25 protein-coding genes, 1 other RNA gene and 2 pseudogenes are annotated in these 25,452 nt (G+C 68.5%); 22 read left to right on the top strand and 6 right to left on the bottom strand.

From position 1 onward, the window contains the following. Positions 1-9 precede the first annotated feature (9 nt). The 4 genes and pseudogenes from CLG85_RS16170 to CLG85_RS16155 all read left to right on the top strand — a co-directional run bounded on the left by CLG85_RS16170 (position 10) and on the right by CLG85_RS16155 (position 4,566). The gene (locus CLG85_RS16170; RefSeq protein ID WP_311735004.1) at positions 10-906 is read left to right on the top strand and encodes a DMT family transporter; all 897 of its coding nucleotides are present in this window, start codon (positions 10-12) and stop codon (positions 904-906) included. A 53-nt stretch (positions 907-959) separates the two neighbouring features. After that, positions 960-2,737 (top strand): annotated as a pseudogene (locus CLG85_RS16165) (SLC13 family permease). A 221-nt stretch (positions 2,738-2,958) separates the two neighbouring features. Continuing rightward, positions 2,959-3,702, top strand: a complete 744-nt coding sequence (locus CLG85_RS16160; RefSeq protein ID WP_095880843.1) for a hypothetical protein — start codon at positions 2,959-2,961, stop codon at positions 3,700-3,702. Positions 3,703-3,825: 123 nt separating this feature from the next. Beyond that, positions 3,826-4,566: a YebC/PmpR family DNA-binding transcriptional regulator gene (locus tag CLG85_RS16155; RefSeq protein WP_095880842.1), complete on the top strand. Its 741-nt coding sequence runs from the start codon at positions 3,826-3,828 to the stop codon at positions 4,564-4,566. 72 nt (positions 4,567-4,638) lie between these two features. On the opposite strand, the gene CLG85_RS16150 is transcribed toward CLG85_RS16155, so the two are convergent. Beyond that, complete coding sequence (locus CLG85_RS16150; protein ID WP_095880841.1) at positions 4,639-5,259, bottom strand: hypothetical protein; 621 nt, start codon at positions 5,257-5,259, stop codon at positions 4,639-4,641. Positions 5,260-5,445: 186 nt separating this feature from the next. Between CLG85_RS16150 and CLG85_RS16145 the strand changes: the two genes are divergently transcribed. The 9 genes from CLG85_RS16145 (at position 5,446) to CLG85_RS16105 (ending at position 12,020) form a co-directional block, all read left to right on the top strand. After that, complete coding sequence (locus tag CLG85_RS16145) at positions 5,446-6,177, top strand: alpha/beta fold hydrolase (RefSeq protein ID WP_095880840.1); 732 nt, start codon at positions 5,446-5,448, stop codon at positions 6,175-6,177. Positions 6,178-6,186: 9 nt separating this feature from the next. Beyond that, a complete protein-coding gene (locus tag CLG85_RS16140; RefSeq protein ID WP_095880839.1) occupies positions 6,187-6,615 on the top strand; it encodes a VOC family protein in 429 nt (142 codons plus the stop codon). Between the two features lie 61 nt (positions 6,616-6,676). Next, entirely contained in the window at positions 6,677-7,693 is a 1,017-nt protein-coding gene (locus CLG85_RS16135; protein WP_260349601.1) for an ester cyclase, read from the top strand. A gap of 255 nt (positions 7,694-7,948) precedes the next feature. Next, positions 7,949-8,656: an alpha/beta fold hydrolase gene (locus tag CLG85_RS16130; RefSeq protein ID WP_095883864.1), complete on the top strand. Its 708-nt coding sequence runs from the start codon at positions 7,949-7,951 to the stop codon at positions 8,654-8,656. 50 nt (positions 8,657-8,706) lie between these two features. After that, an RNA gene (gene rnpB / locus CLG85_RS16125) (RNase P RNA component class A) lies at positions 8,707-9,110 on the top strand. A 169-nt stretch (positions 9,111-9,279) separates the two neighbouring features. Next, positions 9,280-9,447, top strand: a complete 168-nt coding sequence (gene rpmG, locus CLG85_RS16120; RefSeq protein ID WP_007799108.1) for a 50S ribosomal protein L33 — start codon at positions 9,280-9,282, stop codon at positions 9,445-9,447. A 305-nt stretch (positions 9,448-9,752) separates the two neighbouring features. Further along, positions 9,753-10,112, top strand: coding sequence for a hypothetical protein (locus CLG85_RS16115; RefSeq protein WP_224844725.1), 360 nt, complete (start codon positions 9,753-9,755; stop codon positions 10,110-10,112). A 127-nt stretch (positions 10,113-10,239) separates the two neighbouring features. Further along, a complete protein-coding gene (locus CLG85_RS16110) occupies positions 10,240-11,376 on the top strand; it encodes an aminodeoxychorismate synthase component I (protein WP_260349599.1) in 1,137 nt (378 codons plus the stop codon). Further along, positions 11,334-12,020 (top strand): aminotransferase class IV family protein, encoded by a 687-nt coding sequence (locus CLG85_RS16105; protein ID WP_260349597.1) that lies wholly within the window; start codon positions 11,334-11,336, stop codon positions 12,018-12,020. The genes CLG85_RS16110 and CLG85_RS16105 overlap by 43 nt, the downstream gene beginning before the upstream one ends. A gap of 81 nt (positions 12,021-12,101) precedes the next feature. Here the strand turns inward: CLG85_RS16105 and CLG85_RS16100 are convergent, their stop codons facing one another. Both CLG85_RS16100 and CLG85_RS16095 read right to left on the bottom strand, forming a co-directional pair. Further along, positions 12,102-12,845 (bottom strand): Bax inhibitor-1/YccA family protein, encoded by a 744-nt coding sequence (locus tag CLG85_RS16100; protein ID WP_095883329.1) that lies wholly within the window; start codon positions 12,843-12,845, stop codon positions 12,102-12,104. Positions 12,846-13,075: 230 nt separating this feature from the next. After that, positions 13,076-13,300, bottom strand: a complete 225-nt coding sequence (locus CLG85_RS16095; protein ID WP_095883328.1) for a DUF1127 domain-containing protein — start codon at positions 13,298-13,300, stop codon at positions 13,076-13,078. A gap of 126 nt (positions 13,301-13,426) precedes the next feature. Between CLG85_RS16095 and CLG85_RS16090 the strand changes: the two genes are divergently transcribed. Next, positions 13,427-14,299 (top strand): LysR family transcriptional regulator, encoded by an 873-nt coding sequence (locus tag CLG85_RS16090; protein ID WP_095883327.1) that lies wholly within the window; start codon positions 13,427-13,429, stop codon positions 14,297-14,299. Between the two features lie 3 nt (positions 14,300-14,302). Here the strand turns inward: CLG85_RS16090 and CLG85_RS16085 are convergent, their stop codons facing one another. After that, positions 14,303-15,268: an NADPH:quinone oxidoreductase family protein gene (locus tag CLG85_RS16085; protein WP_260349596.1), complete on the bottom strand. Its 966-nt coding sequence runs from the start codon at positions 15,266-15,268 to the stop codon at positions 14,303-14,305. A gap of 302 nt (positions 15,269-15,570) precedes the next feature. Here CLG85_RS16085 and CLG85_RS16080 point away from each other — a divergent pair, with 302 nt between their 5' ends. The 5 genes and pseudogenes from CLG85_RS16080 to CLG85_RS16060 all read left to right on the top strand — a co-directional run bounded on the left by CLG85_RS16080 (position 15,571) and on the right by CLG85_RS16060 (position 19,460). Continuing rightward, a complete protein-coding gene (locus tag CLG85_RS16080; protein WP_095884084.1) occupies positions 15,571-15,957 on the top strand; it encodes a helix-turn-helix domain-containing protein in 387 nt (128 codons plus the stop codon). A 135-nt stretch (positions 15,958-16,092) separates the two neighbouring features. After that, positions 16,093-16,840 (top strand): annotated as a pseudogene (gene hisN, locus CLG85_RS16075) (histidinol-phosphatase). A 106-nt stretch (positions 16,841-16,946) separates the two neighbouring features. Continuing rightward, on the top strand, positions 16,947-18,287 hold the full coding sequence (locus tag CLG85_RS16070; protein WP_095884453.1) for an 8-oxoguanine deaminase: 1,341 nt from the start codon (positions 16,947-16,949) through the stop codon (positions 18,285-18,287). 29 nt (positions 18,288-18,316) lie between these two features. Then, positions 18,317-18,796, top strand: coding sequence for a CAP domain-containing protein (locus CLG85_RS16065; protein ID WP_095884454.1), 480 nt, complete (start codon positions 18,317-18,319; stop codon positions 18,794-18,796). Positions 18,797-18,893: 97 nt separating this feature from the next. Continuing rightward, complete coding sequence (locus tag CLG85_RS16060; protein ID WP_260349594.1) at positions 18,894-19,460, top strand: CAP domain-containing protein; 567 nt, start codon at positions 18,894-18,896, stop codon at positions 19,458-19,460. A 34-nt stretch (positions 19,461-19,494) separates the two neighbouring features. Here the strand turns inward: CLG85_RS16060 and guaD are convergent, their stop codons facing one another. Next, positions 19,495-20,808, bottom strand: coding sequence for a guanine deaminase (gene guaD / locus CLG85_RS16055; protein WP_095883938.1), 1,314 nt, complete (start codon positions 20,806-20,808; stop codon positions 19,495-19,497). Between the two features lie 122 nt (positions 20,809-20,930). Between guaD and mgtE the strand changes: the two genes are divergently transcribed. Both mgtE and CLG85_RS16045 read left to right on the top strand, forming a co-directional pair. Further along, on the top strand, positions 20,931-22,325 hold the full coding sequence (gene mgtE / locus CLG85_RS16050; RefSeq protein WP_095883939.1) for a magnesium transporter: 1,395 nt from the start codon (positions 20,931-20,933) through the stop codon (positions 22,323-22,325). Positions 22,326-22,333: 8 nt separating this feature from the next. Continuing rightward, entirely contained in the window at positions 22,334-22,906 is a 573-nt protein-coding gene (locus tag CLG85_RS16045; RefSeq protein WP_224844703.1) for a 5-formyltetrahydrofolate cyclo-ligase, read from the top strand. Between the two features lie 171 nt (positions 22,907-23,077). Here the strand turns inward: CLG85_RS16045 and purD are convergent, their stop codons facing one another. Continuing rightward, entirely contained in the window at positions 23,078-24,340 is a 1,263-nt protein-coding gene (gene purD, locus CLG85_RS16040; RefSeq protein ID WP_260349592.1) for a phosphoribosylamine--glycine ligase, read from the bottom strand. A 189-nt stretch (positions 24,341-24,529) separates the two neighbouring features. Here purD and xseA point away from each other — a divergent pair. Next, on the top strand, positions 24,530-25,452 hold a 923-nt coding region (gene xseA / locus CLG85_RS16035; RefSeq protein ID WP_260349589.1), incomplete at its 3' end, for an exodeoxyribonuclease VII large subunit.

The raw sequence follows: 25,452 nt of genomic DNA, 5'->3' as shown, positions 1-25,452 counted from the left end.
CGCCCGGCCATGCCCTTTCTTGCGCTGATCGCGGTCGGCGCGCTTTGGGGCGCAGGCCAGCCGCTGGCCAAGACCGCCGTTTCCGAGGGCTATCGCCATGTCGGCATCCTGTTCTGGCAGCTGGCGCTCGGCGCGCTGCTGCTGGGTGCGGTGACGCTGCTGCGCGGGCGCAGCCTGCGGTTCGCGCGTGCCGACCTGCCGCTGCTGCTCTTCGTGGCGCTGGCGGGCACGGTGCTGCCCGGCATCTCCTCTTATACCGCAGCCGTGCACCTGCCCTCGGGGCTGATCTCGATCCTGCTCTCGGCGGTGCCGATGTTCACCTTCCCGCTGGCGCTTGTGCTCGGCAACGACCGCTTCTCCTGGCGCCGCCTCGGCGGGCTCTCGCTGGGGTTGGGGGCGGTGGCGCTGCTGGTGCTGCCCGAGACCAGCCTGCCCGAGCCCGGCATGGCGCGCTGGATCCCGGTGGCGCTGATTTCCTCGGTCTTCTACGCGCTCGAGGGCAACGTGGTCGGCCGCTGGGGCACGCGCGGGCTCGATCCGGTGAAACTGCTGGCCGGGGCCTCGGCGCTCGGCGCGGCAATCGCCCTGCCGCTGGCGCTGCTGAGCGGCCAGTTCATCGACCCGCGCCCGCCCTGGGGCGCGCCGGACCTGGCGATCCTGGCCGGCTCGGCGATCCATGCGCTGGCCTATTCGGGCTACGTGGCGGTGGTTGCCTCGGCAGGGGCGGTCTTTGCCGTGCAGGTCAGCTATCTGGTAACTCTTTTCGGGCTCTTCTGGGCCATGCTCTTCCTTGGCGAGAGCTACACCGGGGCGATCTGGGGGGGCGCTGCTCATGATGTTGGCAGGCATGGCGCTGGTGCAGCCGCGCCCGCGCCGCATTCTTGTAAGCGCCGGAGTATCCGCTAAGAATGAGCGGCACTTCAAGAGCTCGGGCGCGCAGTGACAGGCGACGTACACGCATGAATTTCTTCGAACTGAGCCAGACGGCACAGGCCTGGGTCACGATCGGCACGGTCCTGGCCATGTTCCTGCTCTTCATCCGCGAGAGCTATCCGACCGAGGTGGTGGCCATCGGCGGCACCGCTTTCCTGCTGGCGGTGGGCGTGCTGCCCTACAAGGATGCGCTGAGCGTGCTGGCGAACCCGGCCCCCTGGACCATCGCGGCGATGTTCGTGGTGATGGGGGCGCTGGTGCGCACCGGGGCGCTCGACACTTTTGCCACCTACGCGCAGGCGCAGGTGCAGCGCCGGCCGAAAAAGGCCATGGCGGTGATCATGGGGGTGGTGATCCTCGCCTCGGCCTTCATGAACAACACGCCGGTCGTCGTGCTGATGCTGCCGGTCTTCGTGCAGATCTCGAAATCGCTCGGGCTGCAGCCCTCCAAGCTGCTGATTCCGCTCAGCTACGCGGCGATCCTCGGCGGCACCACCACGCTCATCGGCACGTCCACCAACCTGCTCGTCGACGGCGTGGCGCGGGCGCAGGGGCTCGAGGCCTTCAGCATCTTCGAGGTCACCCCGCTGGCGGTCATCCTCGTTGCCTGGGGCATGCTCTATCTCACCGTCGTGGGCCGCTTCCTGCTGCCCGAACGTCATTCCATGGCGGGCATGCTCTCGGACCGCTCGCGGATGAAGTTCTTCACCGAGGCGGTGATCCCGCCCGACAGCGACCTCATCGGCCGCGAGGTGCTTGGCGTGCAGCTCTTCAAGCGCGAGGGCGTGCGGCTGATCGACGTGGTGCGCGGCGACGAGTCGTTGCGTCGCAACCTCGAGGGGGTGACGCTGCAGGTCGGTGACCGCGTCGTTCTGCGCACCCAGATGACCGAGCTTCTGTCGCTGCAGCGCAACAAGTCGCTCAAGCGCGTCGACCAGGTCTCGGCCAAGGAGACCACCACGGTCGAGGTGCTGATCTCGCCCGGCTGCAAGATGGTCGGCCGCAGCCTCGGCGGGCTGCGCCTGCGCCGCCGCTTCGGGGTCTATCCGCTGGCGGTGCACCGGCGGAACCAGAACATCGGCCGCAAGATCGACGAGCTTGTGGTCCGCGTCGCGACACGCTGCTGCTCGAGGGCGCGCCCGAGGACATCAAGCGCCTCGCCGAGGAAATGGAGCTGGTCGATGTCTCGCGCCCCTCGGCCCGCGCCTTCCGCCGTGGCCATGCGCCGGTCGCCATCGGCGCCATGGGCGGCATTGTCGTTCTGGCGGCGCTCGGCGTCGCGCCGATCCTCGCACTCGCCGTGATCGCCGTGGCGGTGGTGCTCTTCACCCGCTGCATCGACAGCGACGAGGCGTTCTCCTTCGTCGAGGGTCAGCTGCTGGCGCTGATCTTCGCCATGCTCGCCATCGGCGCCGCGCTGGAGAGCTCGGGGGCGGTGCAACTGATCGTCGGGGCGGTGGCCCCGCTGCTGGAAACGCTGCCGGGGCCGCTGCTGGTCTGGGCGGTCTTCCTGATGACGTCGATCCTGACCGAGGCGGTGAGCAACAACGCCGTCGCAGTGGTGGTCACCCCGATCGCCATCGGGCTCGCGCATCACCTCGGGATCGACCCGCGGCCGCTGGTTGTGGCGGTGATGGTGGCGGCCTCCTGCAGCTTCGCGACGCCGATCGGCTACCAGACCAACACGCTGGTCTACGGCCCCGGCGGCTACCGTTTCTCGGACTTCCTCAAGGTCGGCGTGCCTCTCAACCTGACCATGGGCATCCTCGCCTCGGCGCTGATCCCGCTGTTCTTCCCGCTCTGAGCGGGGCGGGGGCGGCAATAGCCAAGGCTGCTACTGCCGCCCGCGCCCTGTTGGGGATGAGATTCAGTTTCTATTAGGGTTTACCGATCATTCTATCGCGGAGCGTTTTTCTGCGATGGAAATGTCTCTCATTGAACGCGGTGGAGGCGGAGGTGGCCTCGGTCGCCGAAGCACCGCCGGGAGAGGTAGGCCGCTCAGAGTTTTTACGAGTTCCGAGGTAGATGATGCTTTTGAAGCCAATAATTTGCGCAGCTGCGCTGATCGCAGCGGGCTCCTCCGCAGATGCCCTCACAGCGACTTTCACGGACAGCTATTACTCCGCCAGCGGCGTTTACAGTTCGGCATTCGACTTTACCGAGTTGATCACGGCGGCCGCAGATCACGACGTCGACTTCGAGGTCATCGCCGCCTTCGTTTCTTTCGAAGGATACACGCCGGAGGTTTGGAGACAGACTAGAACCAGTTACCATTCAGAAAGATGGTGCTCTCGCCGCGTCTGGACCGGATACGCCTACGTCTGCGTGGCTTACTATAGAGAAACCGAGGCCACGTGGGACCGTGGAGACAACATCGACGACACCGCGCATGTGGTTTTCTCCTCCGGTGACGCCCTGTCTGACGCGACCTATGCCCTCCCGGTGGAAACATCGACCATCAGTCACTCGTCGTCCTCTTCAACTCACAACACATACACCAACTTTGCCATGTTCGGCCCGGTCTCGGATCGGATCGACGCAGGCGCTGCCCTGCTGAACGATCTCGCGGACGGCATTCTCGGATACACCTACACGCTCACGGGCGATCCGTTCGAGATGTTCTCGGTCAGTCTGGGCCTGGAATATCAGGGCTACGACGCCTCGTCCGTCGCGCCGGTGCCGCTGCCGGGCGCCTTCTCCGGGCTGCTCGGTGCGGTCGCAGGGATCGGACTGTTTGCCCGCAGGCGGAAGGGAGGCGCAATGGCCTGACTGTCAGCCTCGTGGCGCGCCTCCCGCATCCCTGCAAAACAGGGGCGCCGGGCTTGCGGGGGCAGGGGGCTCTGGGGTATGAGACCGCGATATTCCACATGACAGACGAGGCAAGGGGTCCACATGGCCGGCCATTCCAAATGGGCAAACATCCAGCACCGCAAGGGCCGTCAGGACGCGGTGCGCGCCAAGCTCTTCTCGAAATTCTCCAAGGAGATCACCATCGCCGCCAAGATGGGCGATCCCGATCCCGAAAAGAACCCGCGCCTGCGGCTCGCCGTCAAGGAAGCCAAGAGCCAGTCCATGCCCAAGGACAACATCGAGCGCGCCATCAAGAAGGCGATCGGCGGTGACGGCGAGGATTACGAGGAGATCCGCTACGAGGGCTACGGCCCGAACGGCGTTGCGGTGATCGTCGAGGCGATGACCGACAACCGCAACCGCACCGCCTCCAACGTGCGCTCGACCTTCACCAAGAACGGCGGCAACCTCGGCGAGACCGGCTCGGTTGCCTTCATGTTCGAGCGCAAGGGCGAGATCATCTACAAGGCCGCCGCGGGCGATGCCGACACCATCATGATGGCGGCGATCGAAGCCGGCGCCGAGGATGTCGTGAGCGACGACGAAGAGCACGTCATCTACTGCGCCGACACGGACCTGAACGAGGTCGCCACCGCGCTCGAGGGCGAGCTCGGCGAGTCGGAATCGACCAAGCTGATCTGGAAGCCGACCACCACCACCGAGCTCGATCTCGACTCGATGCAGACGCTGATGAAGCTGGTCGATGCGCTGGAAGACGACGACGACGTGCAGCGCGTCACCACCAACTTCGAAGCCTCCGACGAGGTCATGGCGCAGCTCTGATCCGCAGCGCCTGGACATGTGAAAGGAGCGGGGCCCGGCCCCGCTCCTTTTTGTTTGACCGCTGGACGCGCGTCAGATTTCGACGCGGGTGATCGCCAGCTCGACCACCCCCGGCTCCGTGCCGGAATAGGTGGCGGTCAGCGCCAGGTCGAGATCGCCCAGCGTGATATGCGTGTGCTGCGCCCGGCGTTCGCCGCCACGGTCCTCCAGCTTCTCGCCGATGCGCAGGACGAACTCGTTGCCATCATGCGCCATGCTGTCGAGCGCCCGCTTGGGCATCACGCCCGAATAGAGCTCGACCCGGTCCGCGGTCGACTTGGGGCAGGCGCCGAAGACGATGAAGAAGGCGCTGAGCGGCCCCACGCTCTCGTCGTGGAAATCATGGCGGAAGCCGATCGAGGCGCCGACCCCGCCGGCGCTGTTCTCGGCGGTGGCGCCTACCGCCTGAAAGCCCGAGATCACCTCGGGCGGCAGCGCCGCCTCGAGCCAGTCCCCGGCATGCAGCGCGTCGCCCATGCGGTGCCATGTCAGCTCGGTGTCATTGGCGATGACGAATTCCACCTGCTGCGCCGGGGCAGGGTGCTGCATGGTGCCGAGATCGCCGCGCATCGTCTCGAAAGCACCGAGGATATCATGCGCTGTAATGGGGATGCTGTGCGGGGGACTCCCCGAGTTGGTGGCAAAACCTGCCATGACAAAATCTCCTGGAAATGGACTTCTTGCAAAAATACGAAGCCCAGTTTGCCGCAATCGGGGCTGCGCACCAACAGGCTTTGTGTGGCAGGCGGCAAACCGCCAGCGCGGGACCCTTGCCTCGCGCCGGGCGAGGCGTCAGTTTGGCGCCGAAACATGCAGCCGCTTCAAGACCCGCAAGGACCCATGACCCAGTATCTCGACATGCCGCATTACCGCCTCGCCTATGTCCACACGCCGGGGGAGGGGCCGACCGTGGTCTTCCTGTCGGGCTACAAGTCGGACATGGAGGGCACCAAGGCGGTACACCTCGAGGCCTGGGCTAAGGCCCGGGGGCGTGCCTTCCTGCGGCTCGACTATTCCGGCCACGGCCAGTCCGGGGGCGCCTTCGAGGAGGGCTGCATCGGGGATTGGGCGGCGGACGCGCAGGCGGTGATCGAACATGCCACATCCGGCCCGCTGATCCTCGTCGGCTCGTCGATGGGCGGCTGGATCGGCAGCCTGTTGACCCAGCGGCTCCGCGACGTGCGCGGATTCGTCGGCATCGCCGCCGCGCCGGATTTCACCGAGGACGGCTTCTGGGCCGGTTTCTCCGAGGCCGAGCGGACCGAGGTGATGGAAAAGGGCGTCGTCTACCTGCCCTCGGCCTATGGCGATCCCTATGCCGTCACCCGCAAGCTGATCGAGGACGGGCGCGAGAACCTCGTGCTGCGCGCCCCGCTGCCCATGTCTTTCCCGGTGCGGCTGGTGCAGGGCACGGAGGACGAGGCGGTGACCCGCGAGACCGCGCTGCGCCTGCTCGACCACATCGACAGCCCCGACCTGCGGCTGACCCTCGTGAAGGGCGCCGACCACCGCTTTTCCGAGCCCGACAACCTGACCCATATCGAGACCGCCATCGTCGAAGTCGGCGGCTGAGGAGAGACCATGGACCATCGCATCAGCCTGATCACCCTTGCCGCCCGCGACCCCGAGGCGCTGGCGGGCTTCTACGAGGCGCTGGGATGGCAGCGCGTCGAGACCGTGCCCGGCATGGTGGTCTTCGACCTGCTCGGGCAAGCGATCGGCATCTACTCCCGCGATGCGCTGGCCGAGGACATGGGGGTGGCCCCCGAGACGCTCGGCCACGGTGCGATGACGCTGGCGCACAACGTCGGCTCGGCCGAGGAGGTGGACGCCCTGATGGCCGCGGCCGAAGCGGCGGGGGCCAAGATCCTGCGTCCCGGCGGCGGGGTGCACTGGGGCGGGCACATCGGCTATTTCGCCGACCCCGAGGGTCACGTCTGGGAGATCGCCCACAACCCCTTCTCGCCGCTCAGGGCCGAGGATGGCGCCTTCCGCTGGCGCGGCTACTGAGCGGCGCGCAGGGCTTTCTTAACCACGCGTGCCTAGGCTGCCTCCGGCAAGGGAGGTGGCCATGCAGGGCTTCGATCCGCAGTTCCGGGACTATGCCGACTACCTGCGCCAGCTGGCGCAGCAGGTCTGGTCGCGCCGCAGCCTCGGCGGTGAACAGGCGCTGGAGCGTTTCTGGCATCCCCATGTGATCCTGCGCCGCCCCGGCGGCATCGACTTCGGACCCGGCGCGCTGCGCGCCGAGGTCCTCGAGCTGGTCTCGGCCCTGCCGGACCTCGAGGCGCTGACCGAGGACGTGCTCTTCACCGGCACCCCGCAGCGCGGGCTTCTCGGCGCGCAGCGGCTGCTCTGCTCAGCCACCCACGGTGGCGAGGGGGTCTTTGGCGCCCCAAGCGGCGGGCGCCTGCGCTTCCGGATGCTCGCCGAGCTGCACGCCAAGGACAACCGCGTCGCCGATCTCTGGGCGGTGCGCGACACCGGAGCGATCCTGCGCCAGCTCGGCCTGTCCGTGCGGGACTGGGCGCGCTGGCGGCTTTCCGGGCGCGACCCCGACACCCAGCCGTTCCGTCCGCAGGTCGACGTGCAGGGCCCCTACACGGGGCAGGGCGGCGACAGCCACTGGGGCGAAGCCTATGCCGCGCTGCTCGAAGAAATGATGGGCGGTGGCTTCTCGGTCGCCCCGGCGCGCTACGATCCCGCCGCGCGGCTCTGCCTGCCGGGTGGAGAGATGCTGCGCGGCCCTGAGGGCGGCGAACGCTTCTGGCTGGGGCTGCGCGCCGCCTTCCCCACGGCCAGCTTCACCCTCCACCACCGCATCGGCGCCGAAGAACCGCGGTGTCCGCCCCGCGCCGCGCTGCGCTGGTCTCTCACCGGCCGGCACGAGGGTTGGGGCCGCTTCGGCCCGCCAACCGGGGCCGAGGTGCACGTCATGGGCCTCAGCCATGCCGAGTTCGGCCCGGAAGGGCTGCGCCGGGAGTGGTCGCTCTACGACGAGGCGGCGGTCTGGATGCAGATCCACCTCGGCACCGGCGCGGTGCCGGTGCAGGAGGCCGGTAAGCCCGTCACGGCACGCCATGGCTAAGGCGCCTGCGGCTCCGCCCGGATCCCCTGCGCTGGGATCCGCGGCGGCGCGCCGCCGGTGCCGTGACTTCCTGCTTTCGCTGGGAATCTCTGGCATATAGTCTACGTCCCACTGCAGGGACCGGCGCATCGGGCGCCGCGAAAAGTCCCGCGGTTTGACGACAGGGCAGAACGGACTTGGTGACCCAGCTCACGCATCTCATGCGCGCGGCCCCCGCCGCGCGGAACGACACCCCGGACATCCGGCGGGGCCAGCATGGCTGAGCCGCTCGTCCTGCTGCCGGAAACCATGTGCGACGCGCGGCTCTACGGCCCGCAGATCGCCGACCTCTCGCGCGAGATGGCGGTGATGGTCGCCCCCGTCCACCTCGGCGACCGCATCGAGGAGATCGCCTCGACGCTGCTCGATGTGCTGCCGCGCCGCTTCGCGCTGGCGGGCTGCGGCTTCGGCGGCATGGTGGCGATCGAGCTGCAGCGCCGCGCACCGGACCGGGTGACTCGGCTGATGCTGATCGGAAGCTCGCCCCTCGCCGACACACCGCAGCAGGCCGACGAGCGCGACCGGCTGGTGATCAAGGCCCGCGCCGGCAAGTTCGCAGAAGCGGTCGAGGCGCTGCTGCCCGAGGAGAGCCTCGCCGAAACCCCTTATCGCGACGAGATCATGGCGCTGGTGCGGGACATGGCCGAGGGCTTCGGCCCCGATGTCTTCGTGCGGCAGGCGCGGGCGTTGCAGCGGCGGCGCGATCAGCAGGCGGTGGTGCGCAAGCTGCGCATCCCGGTGATGATCGTCGCCGGCACGCAGGACACGCTCTATCCCGAGAAGCGCCAGAGCGTGCTCGCCGAGCTGATCCCCGGCGCGGTGCTGCGGATGATCGCCGGCACCGGCCACCTGCCGATGCTCGAGGATCCGGACGCGCTCAGCGCCGCGATCCGCGCGTGGATGCGCCTGCCTATTCCGCGCTGAGTCGCACCGATGCTTGACCGCCCCCGCGCCGCCGCCTATGGGAGCCGGGCGTGGAGGGCCGGGCGGCCGCTGCGGCGGGTTGACCGCCGGAGAGGAAAGTCCGGACTCGCTGAAGCATCGGTGCCGGGTAATGCCCGGGCAGGGCAACCTGACGGAAAGCGCCACAGAGAAGAGACCGCCGCCCTCCGGGGCGGTAAGGGTGAAACGGTGGGGTAAGAGCCCACCGGGGGGCTGGCAACAGGCCCCGCATGGCAAGCCCCACCGGGAGCAATGCCAAATAGGGACCCCGCGCGGGGCATGATCTCTTCGGAGATATCGCCGCAGGGCCGCTTCAGCCCGAGGGGTCCGGGTTGGCAGCTTGAGCCGTGCGGCAACGTACGGCCTAGAGGAATGGTCGCACAGGGGCGGGGCAACCCGCTCTGGACAAAATCCGGCTTACAGGCCCTCCACGCATGATCTCCCTTCGGCCCGATCCGGGCGCGCTGGGGATGAATTTGGGGAAAATCCGTCTTCCTCGCGATTCCCGGCCCGAGAGCTGTTGACTCCGGGCCGCGGCTGGGTAAAAGGCGGGCTCCAAGAGATTTCACGGGCGGCTTTCGCCCCCCCGTTGCAGGAGAAGAAGAATGGCGAAGCCGACCACCATCAAGATCCGCCTGAACTCGACCGCCGGGACGGGCCATTTCTACGTGACCAAGAAAAACGCACGGACCATGACCGAGAAGATGACCGTGCGCAAGTACGACCCGGTCGTGCGCAAGCACGTGGAATACAAAGAAGGCAAGATCAAGTAAGCCTTCTTGATTTCGGATCACGAGAGCCGCACGGGAAACCGCGCGGCTCTTGTCGTTTCTGCGGTAGGCCTCCCGGCCAGGGCAGGGCGCGGATTTCCCTGATCTCCTAGACACTTGCCGGGTTCCGCATGCAAAAGTGGCCCATGGTATACCGCTAAGGCGTTGATTTCACTGCATGACGGGCATTCCGTCACGTGGGTTTCGCCGCTCTCTCCTTCGTGAGATTCTGCGTCGCAGATATTTGGCCGCCCGAGTCGCGGTCCCTCCCTCCCGAAGCGCTCCGCGCAGACCCGAAAGAGTCCGTTATGACCAAAGCTCCCCTCCTGGCCGCCCTGGCCATCGCCCTTCCCATGTCGCTGCCGCTGGCTGCTTCCGCCGCGTCGCTGACCCTCTCCGAGCCGCTCGCCGGGGGCACCCTGCGCGAGGGCACCGTCGATATGTCCGTCTACACCCAGCCCGTGGACGAGAACGGCATCGAGGTCGTCGCCTTCTACACCGAGCGCGCCGGCGCCGAGCCGCTGCGCCTTGCCATGCGGCTCGAGGACGGCGACAGCACCACCTTCGGCCTGCCGGGTGTCTCGGGTGTCTCCTATCGCTTCGAGCGCGCCGCTGATGCGGTCACCGTGACCAGCGCCCCGGCCCGCAGCGAGCTTGCGCTCAACTGAGCGGGCTCCCTGTCGCACGTGCAAAAGGCCGTCCCCGCGGGGACGGCCTTTTTGCTGCAAGTTGGCCCCTCGCGCGGGCCCCGGCGCTCTGCTAGGGGTCGCGCCATGAAGCAGGGGCCGGGCGGCGATGGACGAGACGCGGATCATTCTTGAGGCAGGACCGGGCGGCGCAGCGGCGCTTTTCGAACGTCCGCGCGAACTGGTCACCGCCTCGAACCCCGCCGGGGCGCTTGTGGCGCTGGCGCGGCTCGAGCAGGCCCGGGCCGCGGGCTTCTGGGTCGCGGGCTATGCCGCCTACGAGCTGGGCTTCGCGCTGGAGCCGTCGCTGGCGCACCTCTGGGAGCCCGGTGCCCCGCTGTTGCACTTCGGCATCTTCGACGCTCCGCAGGACGCCTCGGCGGCGCTGGCAGAGATGCAGGGGCGGCGCGCGCGGGTCACCTCCGTGACGCCGCTCTGGTCGCGTGATCGCTATGCCTCGGCCTTCCACGAGATCAAGAAGATGCTTGCGGCGGGTGACCTTTATCAGGTCAACCTGACCATGCCGATGGAGGCCCGTTTCGAGGGCACGCCCGGGGATCTCTGGGCGGCGCTGCGGGCCTATCAGCCGGTCGGGCACGGCGGCTTTGCACAGCTCGGGGGCGAGACGATCCTCTCCTGCTCGCCCGAGCTTTTCTTCGGGCTCGACGCGGACGGCCGGATCGAGGTGGCGCCGATGAAGGGCACCGCCCCGCGGGGCGCCACCCCGGCCGAGGACGATGCGCTGCGCGACGCGCTGGCGGCGGACGAGAAGAACCGCGCCGAGAACGTGATGATCGTCGATCTGATGCGCAACGACCTGTCGCGGCTGGCGCGGCCGGGCAGCGTCAAGGTGCCCGAGCTCTTGAAGGTCGAGCGCTACGCGACGGTGCACCAGATGGTCTCGCGCGTGGTGGCCGAGCTGGAGGGACGCCCCTCGGTGCCGGAGCTGCTGCGGGCGATCTTCCCTTGCGGCTCGATCACCGGGGCGCCGAAGATCGCCGCGATGAAGGCCATCCACCGGCTCGAGGGCTGGCGCCGCGGGGTCTATTGCGGCGGGCTCGGCTGGATGGCGCCGGATGGGTCGGCGGAGTTCAACGTGGCGATCCGCACGTTGAGCGTGACCGGCGCAGGCCGCGCCCTGCTGGGCGTCGGCGGCGGCATCGTGCAGGACAGCAGCTGCGAGGCGGAATACGAGGAGGCACTGTGGAAAGCCCGATTCCTGACCGGATTGATGCAGCAGGGCTGAGCCCCGACCTGCGGCTGATCGAGACCCTGCGCTGGGAGCCCGGCAGCGGCCCGCTGCGCGGCGCGCGGCACGTTGCGCGCTGCCTGCGCAGTGCGGCGGCGCTCGGCATTCCGCTGGAGCGGGCGGCGCTGGAGGCTGCGCTCGAAGGGTTCGAAGCCGAGGGTCCGCGGCGGCTGCGGCTGACCGTGGGGCGGGCGGGGGACATCGAGATCACCTCGGTGCCCTTCGATCCCGCCGCTGTCCCCGCGGGGACGCGGGTGATGCTCTGCGCCGCGCGGCTCGACCCCGGGGACGCGCTGCTGCGCCACAAGACCACCGCGCGCGCGCTCTATGATGCGGCGCTCAGGGCGCGGCCCGAGGGGGTGGATGAGCTGCTCTTTCTCAACACCCGCGGCGAGCTCTGCGAGGGGGCTTACACGAATGTCTTTCTGGAGCGTGAAGACGGCGCACGGGTGACCCCGGCACTGTCCTCGGGGCTGCTGCCGGGGGTTCTGCGCGAGACTCTGCTGGAGGAGGGCGCCTTTGCCGAGGCGGTGGTGAGCCTTGCCGACCTGCGGCGCGCGAAACGGCTCTGGATCGGCAATGCGTTGCGCGGGCTGATGGGGGCGGAGCTGCTGCCCGGAGAGGTGCTGTCTCCGCTCTGAGCCGCTTTACGCCTCGCCCAAAGAAAAACCCCGCCAGACCGGGGGTCTGGCGGGGCCGGGATGCGCGCGCCGTGGCTGCGATTACTCGCGGTTGCCCATCAGCTGCAGCAGGAACATGAACAGGTTGATGAAGTCCATGTAGAGGTTCAGCGCGCCGACGATCGCGGATTTGGCGAGCCATTCGCTGTCGCCGTGGGCGGCGTGCTGGATGTAGGTGTTCTTGATGTTCTGCGTGTCATAGGCGGTCAGGCCGGCGAAGATCAGCACACCCAGGATCGAGATGGCGAAGTAGATCGCCGGCGAGCCGAGGAAGATGTTGATGATCGAGGCCACGAGGATGCCGATCACGCCCATGATCAGGAACGAGCCCCAGCCGGAGATGTCCTTTTTCGTGGTGTAGCCCCAAAGCGAGAGGCCGGCGAAGGCGATCGCGGTCACGAGGAAGACCTGGGCGATCGAGAAGCCGGTGAAGGCCACGAAGATCCAGCTCAGCGACAGGCCCATCACCGCCGCGAAGGCGTAGAAGAAGAGCTGCGCGCCGGCGGCGGACAGGCGGTTGAGGGCTGCGCCGAAGGCGAAGACCATGATCAGCGGGGCGAACATGACGATCCAGCCGAGGATGTTCGGCTGCAGAGTCGCCGGGTCGCGGAAGACCGCCAGAAGGTTCGGGCTCGTGCCCACGGCCCAGGCGACTGCGAAGGTCAGCAGCATGCCCACGGACATGGTCGCGTAGACCTTGTTCATGTGCGCGCGGAGCCCCGCGTCAATCTGGGCCGCGCGTGCGCCAGCCGCGCCGTGGGTCCGGATTGTGTTGAAGTCTGCCATCGGGTCGTGTCCTCCGAGTTGAATATGTGCAGCAGCAATATAACTGTTCGGGTCCGATATTGGCAGCACCCGCGTCCTTTTCAAGAAGGGCGATGCGCAAAAGAGACTGTTTCTGAACTAAAATTGCCCTCTCCATGCGCGCCGCGAAGTGACGGACCTGGAGAGGGCAGTGCGGGCCCCGGGGGGAGCGGCCCGAAAAGCGGAACGGCGCGAGGGGCTTGCGGCGGGCCTCAGAGGCGCCAGTGGCCCGGCGCGTCCCAGAAACCGCGCTTGGCTTCCTCGAGCGCCTGACGCTTCGTCAGACCGAGATCGCGCAGCAGGTGATCGTCGAGTTCGGCGAGCTTGCGGCGCTGCCGGGCGAGGCCGAGCAGATCGACGAAGCGGGTCAGGAGCGGGGCGCGGCGCAGCGGGCGGTGGCCGATCCGGGCGCGGGGCAGGGCGATATCACGGGGCATGAGGCTATCCTTCACATATGCTGATGTGTCTCGGTGTTTCCATGTTGCTGTGTGATGGGTTATGCTCCTCGGGCGGAAATCTGTAAAACGAATGTTTCTGAAGCGATTCATCACGGAGCTTGATGCATGCGAAACCTCGACCTGACGACCCTGCGCTCCTTCGTGGCGGTGGCGGATGCCGGCGGGGTCACCCGCGCGGCGGGGTTCCTGAACCTGACGCAATCGGCGGTCTCGATGCAGCTCAAGCGGCTCGAGGACATGCTGGGGCTGGCGCTGCTCGACCGCTCGGGGCGCGGCGTGGCGCTGACGCCCGCCGGCGAGCAACTGCTCAAATACGCCCGCCGCATGGTCGAGATGAACGACGAGATCTACGCCCGGCTGACGCGGCAGGACTGGGAGGGCGAGATCGTGCTCGGCGTGCCGCATGACATCGTCTACCCGGTGATCCCGCGGATCATGAAGCGCATGCAGCGCGACTACCCGCGCGTGCGGGTGCAGCTGATCAGCTCCTATACCTCGGATCTCAAGGAGCAGTTCGCCCGTGGCGCCATCGACGTGATCCTCACCACTGAAAGCGCGCCGGGCGAGGGTGGCGAGGCGCTGCTCGAGGTGCCGCTGCGCTGGTTCGGCGCGCCCGGCGGCACCGCCTGGCGGAGCAAGCCGCTGCGGATTGCCTTTTCGCGCCGCTGCGGGTTCCGGCCGGTCGCCATCACGCAGATGGAGCGCGAGGGGCTGGACTGGGAGCTGGCGGTGGATTCCGAGATGGACAGGACCATCGAGGTCTCGGTCTCGGCGGACCTTGCGGTGACGCCGATCCTCGAGGGGCACGCGCCGCAGCATTTCGAGATGATCCCGCAGGGGGTGCTTCCCGACCTTGGGCTGCAGCAGATCTGCCTCTATGGCTCGGGCGCCAAGCCGCAGATCATCGAGCCGCTGCAGGAGATGCTGCGCAGCGAGTTCTGCGCCCTGCGCCGCCGCCCCGAGCTGGCGGCGGAATAGGGGTCAGCCGGGGATCTCGATCACCACCTTGCCGGTGGAGGCGCGGCTGCGCAGCAGCTCGAGCCCCTCGGCCACGCGCGACAGCGGCAGCACGTGGCTGACGTGCGGGTGCAGCTTTCCCTCGGCGTGCCAGGCAAAGAGTTGTGCCAGCGAGCCGGTCAGCGCCTCGGGGTGGAACTTCAGGTAGCCGCCCCAGTAGAGCCCCATCACGGTGAGGTTCTTGACCAGCAGGTGGTTGGCCTTGATCTGCGGCACCGTGCCGCTGGCGAAGCCGATGGTGAGGATGCGGGCCTCGGGGTTGCAGGCGCGGAAGGCGGCGTCGAACTGATCGCCGCCCACCGCGTCATAGACCACGTCGGCGCCGCCGAGCGCCTTCACCTCGGCGCGGATGTCAGCCTCGCGGGCGTCGATCAGGTGATCGGCCCCGGCGCGGCGGGCGACCTCGAGCTTTTCCGGCCCGCGGGCGCAGGCGATGACCCGCGCCCCCATCAGCTTGCCGATCTCCACCGCCGTCAGGCCCACGCCGCCGGCCGCGCCGAGGACGAGCAGCGTCTCGCCGGGCTGGAGCCGGGCGCGGTGATCGAGGGCAAGGTGGCTGGTCCCATAAGCAATCTGAAATCCGGCGGCGACGGTACTGGACATGCTGCCGGGCAGGGGCACGGCGCGGGCGGCCTCGAAGACGCCGTATTCCGCCAGGCCGCCCTGGCCGCCGAAGAGCGCGACGCGCTCCCCGGGGCGGGGTTGGGTAACCCCGGGGCCGACCGCATCGACCACCCCGGCGACCTCCATCCCGAGGGTGAAGGGCGGCTCGGGGGTGTCTTGGTAGCGGCCCTCGATCATCAGCAGATCGGCAAAGTTGAGCCCGCAGGCCTCGATCCGGAGGCGAATCTGTCCGGGGCCGGGTACGGGGAGGGGGGTCTCGAGGAGATTCGGAGGAGTGCCGAACGAGTCAATCCGATAGGCTAGCATTACATATCCCTCGGTATAGGTTTCCGGTTTGCCTGCTTAATTTGAGGCCTGTCGCGCTCAGAACTTGGCAAAAATGTGAAACCTTCGAAAGCGACGTTAAGTCATTGTTTGGATTTACAACCGTGGAGTGCAACCCGATGGCGGTGCTCATCGATAGCGGCGCAACTCCCTTGATCTGAAGCGATCAAGCACGGTAGCTTTCGTTCACGTAAAAAGTGTGGCTCCGGCCGCTGCTGTGAGCGGTCGGGTTTTTTTGTTAGTGCTCTGTTTTTTTTTCGCAGAGCGAGTGAAAGGAAGAAACGATGACGCATCCCGTGGACGTGCATGTGGGTAAACGTATTCGTCACCGCCGCTGGCTTGTCGGAATGACGCAGCAGCAACTCGCAGAACACGTTGGTATCAAGTTTCAGCAGATCCAAAAGTACGAGACCGGCGCGAACCGCGTCAGCGCCTCCCGCCTGTGGGATATCGCCGACGCGCTCGAGGTGCCGGTGAGCTTCTTCTTCGAGGGGATCGAGAGCGACCAGCAGGCCGAGGACACGGCCGCGGCGCCCGCCAGCCCGGCCATGCCAGCGGACATCCTCGGCGACAAGGAAGCGCTCGACCTGGTGCGCTCCTACTACGCGATCCCGGAGAACCAGCGCCGCCGGCTGTTCGAACTGGCCCGGGTGCTCTCGGACGTCGCTTGAGCCTCGGCGCCCCCTGCGTTAGCTGGATCCCGTAGGATCGCGCAGCAGGGGGCCGTCATGGCTGAGACTTCCACCGATATTTCCGCACAGATTTCCGCAACCCTGGCCGAAGAGCTCTGGCAGACCGCCGGCGAGATGGCCGAGGCCGCGCGTGCGGCGATCCTGCCGCATTTCCGCGCCGAGGGGCTTGGCGCGGACAACAAGCTCTCCGAAGGGTTCGACCCAGTGACCGTCGCCGACCGCGCCGCCGAGCAGGCGATGCGCGAGGTTCTGGCAGCACGGCGCCCGATGGATGCGATCCTCGGCGAGGAATTCGGCCGCGAGACCGGCGAGAGCGGGCTGACCTGGGTGCTCGACCCGATCGACGGCACCCGCGGCTTCCTGTCCGGCACGCCGACCTGGGGGGGTGCTGATCGCCCTGTCGGATGCCACGGGCCCGGTGCTGGGGGTGATCGACCAGCCCTATACCTCCGAACGGTTCGAGGGCGGGCTTGGCCGCGCCAGCTGGTCCGGGCCGCTGGGCACGCGCCCGCTCGGCGCGCGGCCCGCACGGCCGCTCTCCGAGGCGATCCTTTTCACCACGTTCCCCGAGGTCGGGACCGAGGCCGAGGCCGCGGCCTTCCGCCGGGTGTCGGCGCAGGCGCGGCTGACCCGCTACGGCATGGACTGCTATGCCTATGCGCTGCTTGCGGCGGGGCAGATCGACCTGGTGATCGAGGCCGGTCTGCAGGCCTATGACGTGCAGGCGCCGATCGCGGTGATCGAGGCCGCGGGCGGCTTGGTCACCGACTGGCAGGGCGGCAAGGCGCATGAGGGCGGGCAGGTCTTGGCCGCTGCGAATGCCGAGATCCATGCCGCCGCGCTGGCGCTGCTGAACCGCTGAGGGCGCCAATTCTTCGGCAAATCCGGAAACAGCCTCACGCGGGGCCAGCCTTTCCTTCGGTGCCCCGAAGGGGCAGGGTGGCGGCAACCACCCGAGGAGCCCCGAAATGAGCGAAATCCTGATCCGCAACGCGCGCACCGTCCTGACCATGGATGATGCCGAGACCAAGCTTGCGGATGTCGACATCCTGCTGCGCGACGGGGTGATCGCCGAGATAGGTCCGCGGCTCGAGACCGTGGGCGAGGTCGTCGATGCGCGCCACTGCGTGGTGACGCCGGGGCTCGTGAACACCCACCACCACCTCTACCAGGGGCTGACCAAGGCCGTGCCCGGCGGCCAGGACGCGCTGCTCTTCGGCTGGCTGCAGACGCTCTACCCGATCTGGGAACGCTTCGGCCCCGAGGAGTTCTACGTCTCGGCGCAGGTCGGGCTGGCGGAGCTGGCGCTCTCGGGCTGCACGCTGAGCTCGGATCACCTCTATCTCTATCCCAACGGTGCGCGGCTCGATGACAGCATCGCCGCGGCCGAAGACCTGGGCGTGCGCTTCCATGCCACCCGCGGCAGCATGAGCATCGGCGTCAGCAAGGGCGGGCTGCCGCCGGATTCTCTGGTCGAGCAGGAGAGCGCCATCCTCGAGGATTGCATCCGGGTGATCGACGCCTTCCACGACCCCTCGGAGGGTGCCATGGTCCGCGTCGGCGTCGCGCCCTGTTCGCCCTTCTCGGTGAGCCGTGAGCTGATGCGCGACAGCGCCATCCTCGCCCGCGACAAGGGGGTGATGATGCACACCCACCTCGCCGAGAACGACGAGGATGTCGCGTATTCTCTGGAGAAATTCGGCTGCCGCCCGGGTCAATACGCCGAGGATCTGGGGTGGACCGGCCCCGACGTCTGGCACGCCCATTGCGTCAAGCTCGACGGCAAGGAGATCGACCTCTTTGCCGCGACCCGCACCGGCGTGGCGCATTGCCCCTGTTCCAACTGCCGCCTCGGCTCGGGCATCGCTCCGGTGCGGGCGATGCTGGACGCGGGGGTGAACGTGGGGCTCGGTGTCGACGGCTCGGCGAGCAACGACATGGCGAACCTCATCGGCGAGGCACGGCAGGCGATGCTTTTGCAGCGGGTGCAGAACGGCGCCGATGCGATGAGCGCCCGCGCGGCACTGCGGGTGGCGACGCGAGGCGGGGCCGAGGTGCTGGGCCGCCACGATTGCGGGCAGGTTGTCATCGGGATGCGCGCCGATCTGGCACTTTGGGACGTCAGCGGGCTGGGAAGTGCCGGGTCGTGGGATCCGGCGGCGCTGCTGCTGGCAGGACCGCAACAGGTGCGGCACCTTTTCGTCGAGGGGCGGCAGGTGGTGCGTGACGGACGCATTGCGACGATAGACATTGAGGCCGCATTGCGCCGCCACAGGGAAATGGCGCGGACACTCGCCGGGTTCGGCTGAGCCCGAGACGGATACGACCGGAGGATTTCATGCGACGAGCCCTGACAGCCCGCCTGCTGCCGCTTGCCTTCTGCGCGGCGCTTTCCGCCTGCGTGGTGGTGCCCCTGCCGCAGACCGACACCGGCGGGGAGCCCGCCCAGTTCCTCGAGAACCCCTCGGGGGCGCAGCTCAACGCGCTGCGCCAGAGCAAGGGGCTGGCGGCGCTGAGCTATTCGCCGGTGTTGCAGAAGGTGGCGCAGGGCCATGCCGACGACATGGCGCGCATGCACGAGATGACCCACATCGGCAGCGACGGCAGCACCATCGGCGAACGCATCAAGCGCCGCGGCTACAACCTTCGGCGCGGCGCCGAGAACATCGCCGAGACCGGCCGCGGGCTGGGTCGGGCGATGGAGATCTGGACCAACTCGCCGCCGCATCTGTCCAACATGCTGATGGAGGACGTCAAGGAATACGGCCTCGCGCGGAACGGCGACTACTGGGTCATGGTGGTCGCCCGGGTGAAATGACGCCGCCGCAGGGCGGGGGGCTGGGGTGCGCCGCAGGCTTGCCGGGCGGCCCCGCTGCGCCATCTATCTGCAAGGCCTGTTGTACCGGAGAGTGCTCATGAAACTGCCCAAGTGGCTTGCCCTGACCCTGCTGCCGCTGGCGCTTGCCGCCTGCGTCGACGTGCGCGCGCAACCCGGAACCGGCGTCAGGACCGTCTCCGCGCCGGTGTCCGTGGCCAACCAGCCTGCCGCCCGCGGCGAGGTCGAGGGGGCGAGCATCTACGAGCTGCGCCGCGCGCCGTCGCAGGTCGTGCAGAGCTCGCAGGCCGAGGCCGCCGCGGCCTTCAACGGATGGCGCCGCGCGCAGGGGCTCGCGCCGCTGAGTCGCTCGGCGCAGCTGCAGCGCGCTGCACAGGCCCATTCCGACGACATGGCGCGGATGAACAAGATGAGCCACGTCGGCAGCGACGGCAGCCGGGTCGGCGCGCGGGCGCGGGCGGCGGGCTACGATTACCGCCACGTCTCGGAAAACGTCGCCATGACCCCGCTCGGGATCGACAGCGCGATGGAGCTCTGGGCCAAGTCGTCCTCGCACCGCGCCGCCATGCTGCGCACCGATGTGCGCGAGTTCGGCCTCGCGCAGAACGGCCGCTACTGGACGCTGGTCATGGGCGTGCGGAAGTGAGGCCGGGGGGCGCGGGCCGCACCCGGCCCGGGCCTCAGAGCATCTGCCGTCCGGCCACGTAGGTGGCCCGCACCGCCCGGTCGTCGCCCATCATGATGGTCGGGAAGAGCGCCTCCCAGATGTCCTCAGCCTGCGCCACGCGCTGCGCGATGGCCGGGGTCGAGGCAAGGTCGAGCACGGTGAAATCGGCCTCGAGCCCCGGTGCGAGGTTGCCGATCCGGTCCTCGGCCATGAGCGAGATCGCCGAGCCCTGAGTCGCCAGCCACAGCAGCGCAGAGGGGTGCAGCGGGTGATGGCGCAGCTGCGCCACCTCGTAGGCCGCCGCCATGGTGCGCAGCATCGAGAAGGACGAGCCGCCGCCGGTGTCGGTGGCCAACCCCACCCGCAGCCCCGCCTTGGTCAGCCCGTCCATGTCGAAGAGCCCCGAGCCGATGAAGGTGTTCGACGTCGGGCAATGCACCAGCGCCGCGTTCACCTCCTTGAGGCGCGCATGCTCGCGCGGCTCGAGATGGATGGCGTGGCCGTAGAGGCCGCGCTCTCCCAGCAGCCCGTAGGCCTCGTAGGTGTCCAGGTAGTCGCGCGCCTGCGGGTAGAGCGATTTCACCCAGGCGATCTCGTCGGTCTGCTCGGACAGGTGGGTCTGCATCAGCACCTCGGGGTGCTCGGCCCAGAGCGCGCCGAGCGCCTGCAGCTGCCCCGGCGTCGAGGTCGGCGAGAAGCGCGGGGTGATCACGTACTCTGCCCGCCCCCTGCCGTGCCAGCGTTCAAGCAGCGCCTTGCTGTCATCGTAGGCCGATTGCGCGCTGTCGCGCAGGAACTCGGGGGCGGTGTCGCGGTCCATGCAGGTTTTGCCGGCAAAGACCCGCATGCCCCGTGCCTCGGCGGCGCTGAAGAGCGCCTCGACCGACTCGGGGTGGATCGTGCAATAGGAGCAGACCGAGGTGGTCCCATGCGCCAGCAGCAGATCGAGATAGCGCCCGGCGATCTCGTCGGCGTAGCTGCGCTCGGCAAAACGCGCCTCGGTGGGGAAGGTGTAGTGGTTCAGCCAGTCGATCAGCCGCTTGCCCCAGCTCGCGATCATTCCGGTCTGCGGGTAATGCGCATGCGCGTCGACGAAGCCCGGCACGATCAGCGCCGCGCCATGATCCACCAGCTTGGCGGCGGGGTGGGCGGCGCGCAGCGCCTCGGCGGTGCCGATCTCGCGAATCACCCCGCCCTCGACCAGAAGCGCCCCGGCGTTCTCGTGGCGCGCCGCCTCGGCCCCTTCGGTGAAGGGCGAGCCGGTGAAGCTCAGGGTCTGCCCGAGGTGCAGGGTCGGCGAAAGGGTCTTGCTGCTGCTGGGGGCCATCTCGGTCCTCGTGGTTGCGACCGGCCTAGGATGCGGGCGGCCAAGATCAAGCGCAATGCGCCTCTGTTGCTCGTTCCCGCAATCCCCTAAGGTTTGCGCGAACGGCATTCAACGGGGCAGGCATGACCGAAGAGACCGGAAACCCGGCGACGGAAGAGACCCGCGAAGATGAGACCAACCCGCTGGAACGCAAGGTGGTCTCGGCGATCCTCTATGCGGTGGATGTCGGCGACCGCGAGCAGCTCGTCGCGCTGATGGAGCCGCTGCACGCCGCCGACATCGCCGACCTTCTCGAGCAGATCAACGCCTACGACCGGATGCGGCTGATCAAGCTCTACGACAAGGAGTTCGACGGCGAGATCCTCTCGGAGCTCGACGAGTCGATCCGCGAGGAGGTGATCCGGGCACTGACCCCCGAGGTGCTCGCCGAGGCGGTGCGCGAGCTCGATTCCGACGATGTGGTCGACCTTCTGGAAGACCTCGACCAGGCGCAGCAGGATGCCATCCTCGAGGTTCTCGAGGACAGTGACCGGGTCGCGGTCGAGAAATCGCTGACCTACCCCGAGTATTCCGCCGGCCGCCTGATGCAGCGCGAGGTGGTCATGGCCCCCGAGCATTGGAACGTCGGCGAGGCCATCGACTTCCTGCGCAGCTCGGACGACCTGCCCGAGCAGTTCTACCACATCATCCTCGTCGACCCGAAGCTGCGCCCGGTGGGCAATGTCTCGCTCGGCAAGCTGATGGCGGCGCGGCGCGAGGTGCTGCTGAAATCGCTGGTCGAGGAGACCTTCCACGTCATCCCGGTGACCCGGCCCGAGGCCGATGTCGCCTATGCCTTCAACCAGTATCACCTGATCTCCGCGCCGGTGGTGGACGAGAACGAGCGGCTGGTCGGGGTGATCACCATCGACGACGCCATGGCCGTGCTCGACGAGGAGCACGAGGAGGACATCCTGCGCCTCGCCGGGGTCGGCGACGAGAGCCGCATATCGGACAGCGTCTTCGCGACTGTGCGGCAGCGCACGCCCTGGCTGGCGGTGAACCTCGGCACGGCGCTGCTGTCGAGCCTGGTGATCGCGCAGTTCGAGGATGTGATCGCGCAGATCGTGGCGCTGGCAGTGCTGATGCCGATCGTCGCCTCCATGGGCGGCAACGCCGGCACGCAGGTGTTGACGGTGACGGTGCGGGCGCTGGCCACCAAGGATCTCACCGGCTCGAACTTCTGGCGCGTGGTCGGCCGCGAGATCGGCGTCGGCATGGTCAACGGCGCGGTCTTCGCGCTGGCCATCGCGGTACTCGAATACCTGTGGTTCGGCTCGCCGATGCTGGCGATGGTGATCTCGCTGGCGATGGTGATCACCCTGCTGACCGCCGCCTTTGCCGGGATCATGGTGCCGGTGACGCTCGACCGGCTGAAGATCGACCCGGCGCTGGCCTCGGGCACCTTCGTGACCACCACCACCGATGTGGTGGGCTTCCTGTCCTTCCTCGGCCTCGCGGCCGTCTTTCTGCTCTGAGGCCCCGCATGACAGCGCATCAGGACCTGGCCCTCCGCAAGCGCGCCGCCCGCGCCGAGGCGGCGCTCCGCCGGAAAGAGGCCCATGCGGCCGATGCGGGCGCCGGGGCAGGGATGCTGAGCTCGGTGCTGGCGGGCTACCGCGGCGTGCCGCTCTCGGGGTACATGCCGATCCGTTCCGAGATCGACCCGCTGCCCGCCATGGCCGAGGCGGCGGCGCATGGCCCGGTGGCGATCCCGGTGATCGAGGCGCCGGGCGCGCCGCTGCGCTTCGCCCGCTGGGAGCCCGACATGGCGCTTGTGCCCGGCGCCTTCGGCGCGCTGGTCCCCGAGGCGGCCGAGTTCCTGACCCCCGAAATCCTCATCGTGCCGCTGCTGGCCTTCACCCGCTCGGGCCACCGGCTGGGATATGGCGGCGGTTTCTACGACCGCACGCTCGAGGCGCTGCGCGCCGCCCGCCCGGCCTATGCCATCGGCTTTGCCTACGGCGCGCAGGAAGCGGGGGAGATCCCGCTCGAGCCCACCGACGCGCCGCTCGATCTCATCGTCACCGAGCGCGAGATCATCACCCCCGCCCGCTGACCCGCAGCCCGGCAAGAGCAGCGAAGGGCGGCCCGCTCGCACGGCCCGCCCTTTCTTCTAGGTCCAAATATCCCGGGGGAGTCCGCGCAGCGGACGGGGGCAGAGCCCCCCATTTCCCTGCAATGTCATGCCGTGCGCGGCGGGGGCAGCGCCCCCCCAACCCCTGCAGGCTCAGAGCGCCCGCCAGCCGATGTCGCGGCGGCAAAAGCCTTGCGGCCAGTCCACCGCATCGACCAGCGCATAGGCGCGGGCCTGCGCCTCGGCAAGGGTCGCGCCCCGGGCGGTGGCGTTCAGCACCCGGCCGCCGGTGGCGACGATCTTGCCGTCCTTCTCGGCGGTGCCGGCGTGGAACATCTGGGTGAAGCTGTCCTCGGGCAGGCTCTCGAGGCCGGAGATCACCGTGCCCTTCTCGTAGGCGCCCGGGTAGCCTTCAGCGGCCATGACCACGGTCATCGCGTGGTCGTCGGCCCAAGTCACCCTGGCCTCCGACAGGCGCCCCTCAGCGCAGGCGTGGAGGAGGTCCAGCACCTGCCCGCCGAGGCGCATCATCAGAACCTGGCACTCGGGATCGCCGAAGCGCACGTTGTATTCGACGAGGCGCGGCGCGCCGTTCTCGATCATCAGTCCGACGTAGAGCACGCCCTGGTAGGGGGTGCCGCGGCGGGCCATCTCGGCCATGGTGGGTTTGACGATCTCGTCGAGTGCCCTCTGCGCGACCTCGTCCGAGAGCACCGGAGCGGGGGAATAGGCGCCCATGCCGCCGGTGTTGGGGCCGGTATCACCCTCGCCGACGCGCTTGTGGTCCTGCGCGGTGCCGATGGGCAGCACGTCCTCGCCGTCGACCAGCACGAAATAGGACGCTTCCTCGCCGGTCATGAACTCCTCGATCACCACCTCGGCGCCCGCGCCGCCGAAGGCACCGCCAAACATGTCGTCGATGGCGTCTTCCGCTTGCGCCACGGTCTCGGCGATGATCACGCCCTTGCCGGCGGCAAGCCCGTCGGCCTTGACCACGATCGGCGCACCCTGCGCCCGGACATGCGCCTTGGCGCTCTCGGCGTCGGTGAAGTGGCCGTAGCCGGCGGTCGGCGCCTTGGCGGCGTCGCAGATTTCCTTGGTGAAGCTCTTCGAGGCCTCGAGCCGGGCGGCTTCCTTCGAGGGGCCGAAGACCAGCACCCCCGCTTCGCGCAGCCGGTCGGCGACGCCGGCGGCGAGCGGCGCCTCGGGGCCGACGATGACGAGGTCGATGGCGTTCTCCCCGGCGAATTCCGCCACCGCGCCGCCGTCCTCGACGTCGAGCGAGGCGCATTCGGCGATCTGCGCGATGCCGGCGTTGCCCGGGGCGACGATCAGCTTGTCGCACTTGGGGTTCTGCATCACGGCCCAGGCCAGGGCATGTTCGCGACCGCCGCCGCCGAGGATGAGGATGTTCATGAGGCCCGCTCTCTCAAGGTAAGGATCGCGGGCTTCCTAGCGGGGGCGGGGGGGATCTGGCAAGAAGGCAGGCCGCGGGCATCTTTCCCTCGCCGCCGCCGGGCGCTACTCTGGGGGCAACACGGGCGGCGCAGCCTGGACAGGGCACTCAATCCGCAAGACGGGGCAAGACAGGGCAAGAGGGGCACCATGGACCTTTTCGAAGACGACACCCCCGGGGATGCAGGCGACGGCAACATGCCGGAATTCACCGTCTCGGAGCTGTCCGGCGCGGTGAAACGGGTGATCGAGGGCGAGTTCGGCTTCGTGCGGGTGCGCGGCGAGCTCGGGCGCATCTCGCGGCCGCGCTCGGGGCATCTCTACCTCGACCTCAAGGACGACGCCTCGGTCATCTCGGGCATCGTCTGGCGCGGCGTCGCCTCCAAGCTCGACATGCAGCCCGAGGAGGGGATGGAGGTGATCTGCACCGGGCGGCTGACCACCTATCCCGGCCAGTCGCGCTACCAGATCATCATCGAGGACATGCGGCCTGCGGGCCTCGGCGCGCTCATGGCGATGCTGGAGAAGCGCAAGGCGATGCTGCAGGCCGAGGGGCTCTTCGATCCCGCGCGCAAGAAGCCGCTGCCCTTCCTGCCCGAGATCATCGGCGTGGTCACCTCGCCCTCGGGCGCGGTGATCCGCGACATCCTGCACCGGCTGCGCGAGCGTTTCCCGCGCAAGGTGCTGATCTGGCCGGTGGCGGTGCAGGGCAAGACCTCGGCCGCCGAGGTCGCCCGTGCCATCGAGGGGTTCAATCGCTTCACACCGGGCGGCGCGCTGCCGCGGCCGGACCTGCTGATCGTCGCGCGCGGCGGCGGCTCGGTCGAGGACCTCTGGGGCTTCAACGAGGAGATCGTGGCCCGCGCCGCGGCGGCCTCGCGGATCCCGCTGATCTCGGCCGTGGGCCACGAGACCGACACCACGCTCATCGACTTCGTCTCTGACCGCCGCGCGCCCACCCCCACCGCCGCCGCCGAGATGGCGGTGCCGGTGCGCATGGAGCTGCTGGCGCGGACCGGCGAGGCGCAGCTGCGGCTCACCCGCGCGCTGACCCACCGGCTCGAGGTGCGCGG

Source organism: Alloyangia mangrovi (assembly GCF_002300555.2).
GTDB classification, from domain to species: Bacteria; Pseudomonadota; Alphaproteobacteria; order Rhodobacterales; family Rhodobacteraceae; genus Salipiger; species Salipiger mangrovi.
Note: the sequence above shows the minus strand (reverse complement) of the source record. Positions and strands in the feature narration are given on the sequence as shown.

Bases quoted from the DNA above. Each gene is read 5' to 3' on its own strand.
- CLG85_RS16170 (WP_311735004.1), top strand. From the start codon at position 10: ATGCCCTTTCTTGCGCTGATCGCGGTCGGCGCGCTTTGGGGCGCAGGC.
- CLG85_RS16160 (WP_095880843.1), top strand. From the start codon at position 2,959: ATGATGCTTTTGAAGCCAATAATTTGCGCAGCTGCGCTGATCGCAGCG.
- CLG85_RS16155 (WP_095880842.1), top strand. From the start codon at position 3,826: ATGGCCGGCCATTCCAAATGGGCAAACATCCAGCACCGCAAGGGCCGT.
- CLG85_RS16150 (WP_095880841.1), bottom strand. From the start codon at position 5,259: ATGGCAGGTTTTGCCACCAACTCGGGGAGTCCCCCGCACAGCATCCCC.
- CLG85_RS16145 (WP_095880840.1), top strand. From the start codon at position 5,446: ATGACCCAGTATCTCGACATGCCGCATTACCGCCTCGCCTATGTCCAC.
- CLG85_RS16140 (WP_095880839.1), top strand. From the start codon at position 6,187: ATGGACCATCGCATCAGCCTGATCACCCTTGCCGCCCGCGACCCCGAG.
- CLG85_RS16135 (WP_260349601.1), top strand. From the start codon at position 6,677: ATGCAGGGCTTCGATCCGCAGTTCCGGGACTATGCCGACTACCTGCGC.
- CLG85_RS16130 (WP_095883864.1), top strand. From the start codon at position 7,949: ATGGCTGAGCCGCTCGTCCTGCTGCCGGAAACCATGTGCGACGCGCGG.
- rpmG (WP_007799108.1), top strand. From the start codon at position 9,280: ATGGCGAAGCCGACCACCATCAAGATCCGCCTGAACTCGACCGCCGGG.
- CLG85_RS16115 (WP_224844725.1), top strand. From the start codon at position 9,753: ATGACCAAAGCTCCCCTCCTGGCCGCCCTGGCCATCGCCCTTCCCATG.
- CLG85_RS16110 (WP_260349599.1), top strand. From the start codon at position 10,240: ATGGACGAGACGCGGATCATTCTTGAGGCAGGACCGGGCGGCGCAGCG.
- CLG85_RS16100 (WP_095883329.1), bottom strand. From the start codon at position 12,845: ATGGCAGACTTCAACACAATCCGGACCCACGGCGCGGCTGGCGCACGC.
- CLG85_RS16095 (WP_095883328.1), bottom strand. From the start codon at position 13,300: ATGCCCCGTGATATCGCCCTGCCCCGCGCCCGGATCGGCCACCGCCCG.
- CLG85_RS16090 (WP_095883327.1), top strand. From the start codon at position 13,427: ATGCGAAACCTCGACCTGACGACCCTGCGCTCCTTCGTGGCGGTGGCG.
- CLG85_RS16085 (WP_260349596.1), bottom strand. From the start codon at position 15,268: ATGCTAGCCTATCGGATTGACTCGTTCGGCACTCCTCCGAATCTCCTC.
- CLG85_RS16080 (WP_095884084.1), top strand. From the start codon at position 15,571: ATGACGCATCCCGTGGACGTGCATGTGGGTAAACGTATTCGTCACCGC.
- CLG85_RS16070 (WP_095884453.1), top strand. From the start codon at position 16,947: ATGAGCGAAATCCTGATCCGCAACGCGCGCACCGTCCTGACCATGGAT.
- CLG85_RS16065 (WP_095884454.1), top strand. From the start codon at position 18,317: ATGCGACGAGCCCTGACAGCCCGCCTGCTGCCGCTTGCCTTCTGCGCG.
- CLG85_RS16060 (WP_260349594.1), top strand. From the start codon at position 18,894: ATGAAACTGCCCAAGTGGCTTGCCCTGACCCTGCTGCCGCTGGCGCTT.
- guaD (WP_095883938.1), bottom strand. From the start codon at position 20,808: ATGGCCCCCAGCAGCAGCAAGACCCTTTCGCCGACCCTGCACCTCGGG.
- mgtE (WP_095883939.1), top strand. From the start codon at position 20,931: ATGACCGAAGAGACCGGAAACCCGGCGACGGAAGAGACCCGCGAAGAT.
- CLG85_RS16045 (WP_224844703.1), top strand. From the start codon at position 22,334: ATGACAGCGCATCAGGACCTGGCCCTCCGCAAGCGCGCCGCCCGCGCC.
- purD (WP_260349592.1), bottom strand. From the start codon at position 24,340: ATGAACATCCTCATCCTCGGCGGCGGCGGTCGCGAACATGCCCTGGCC.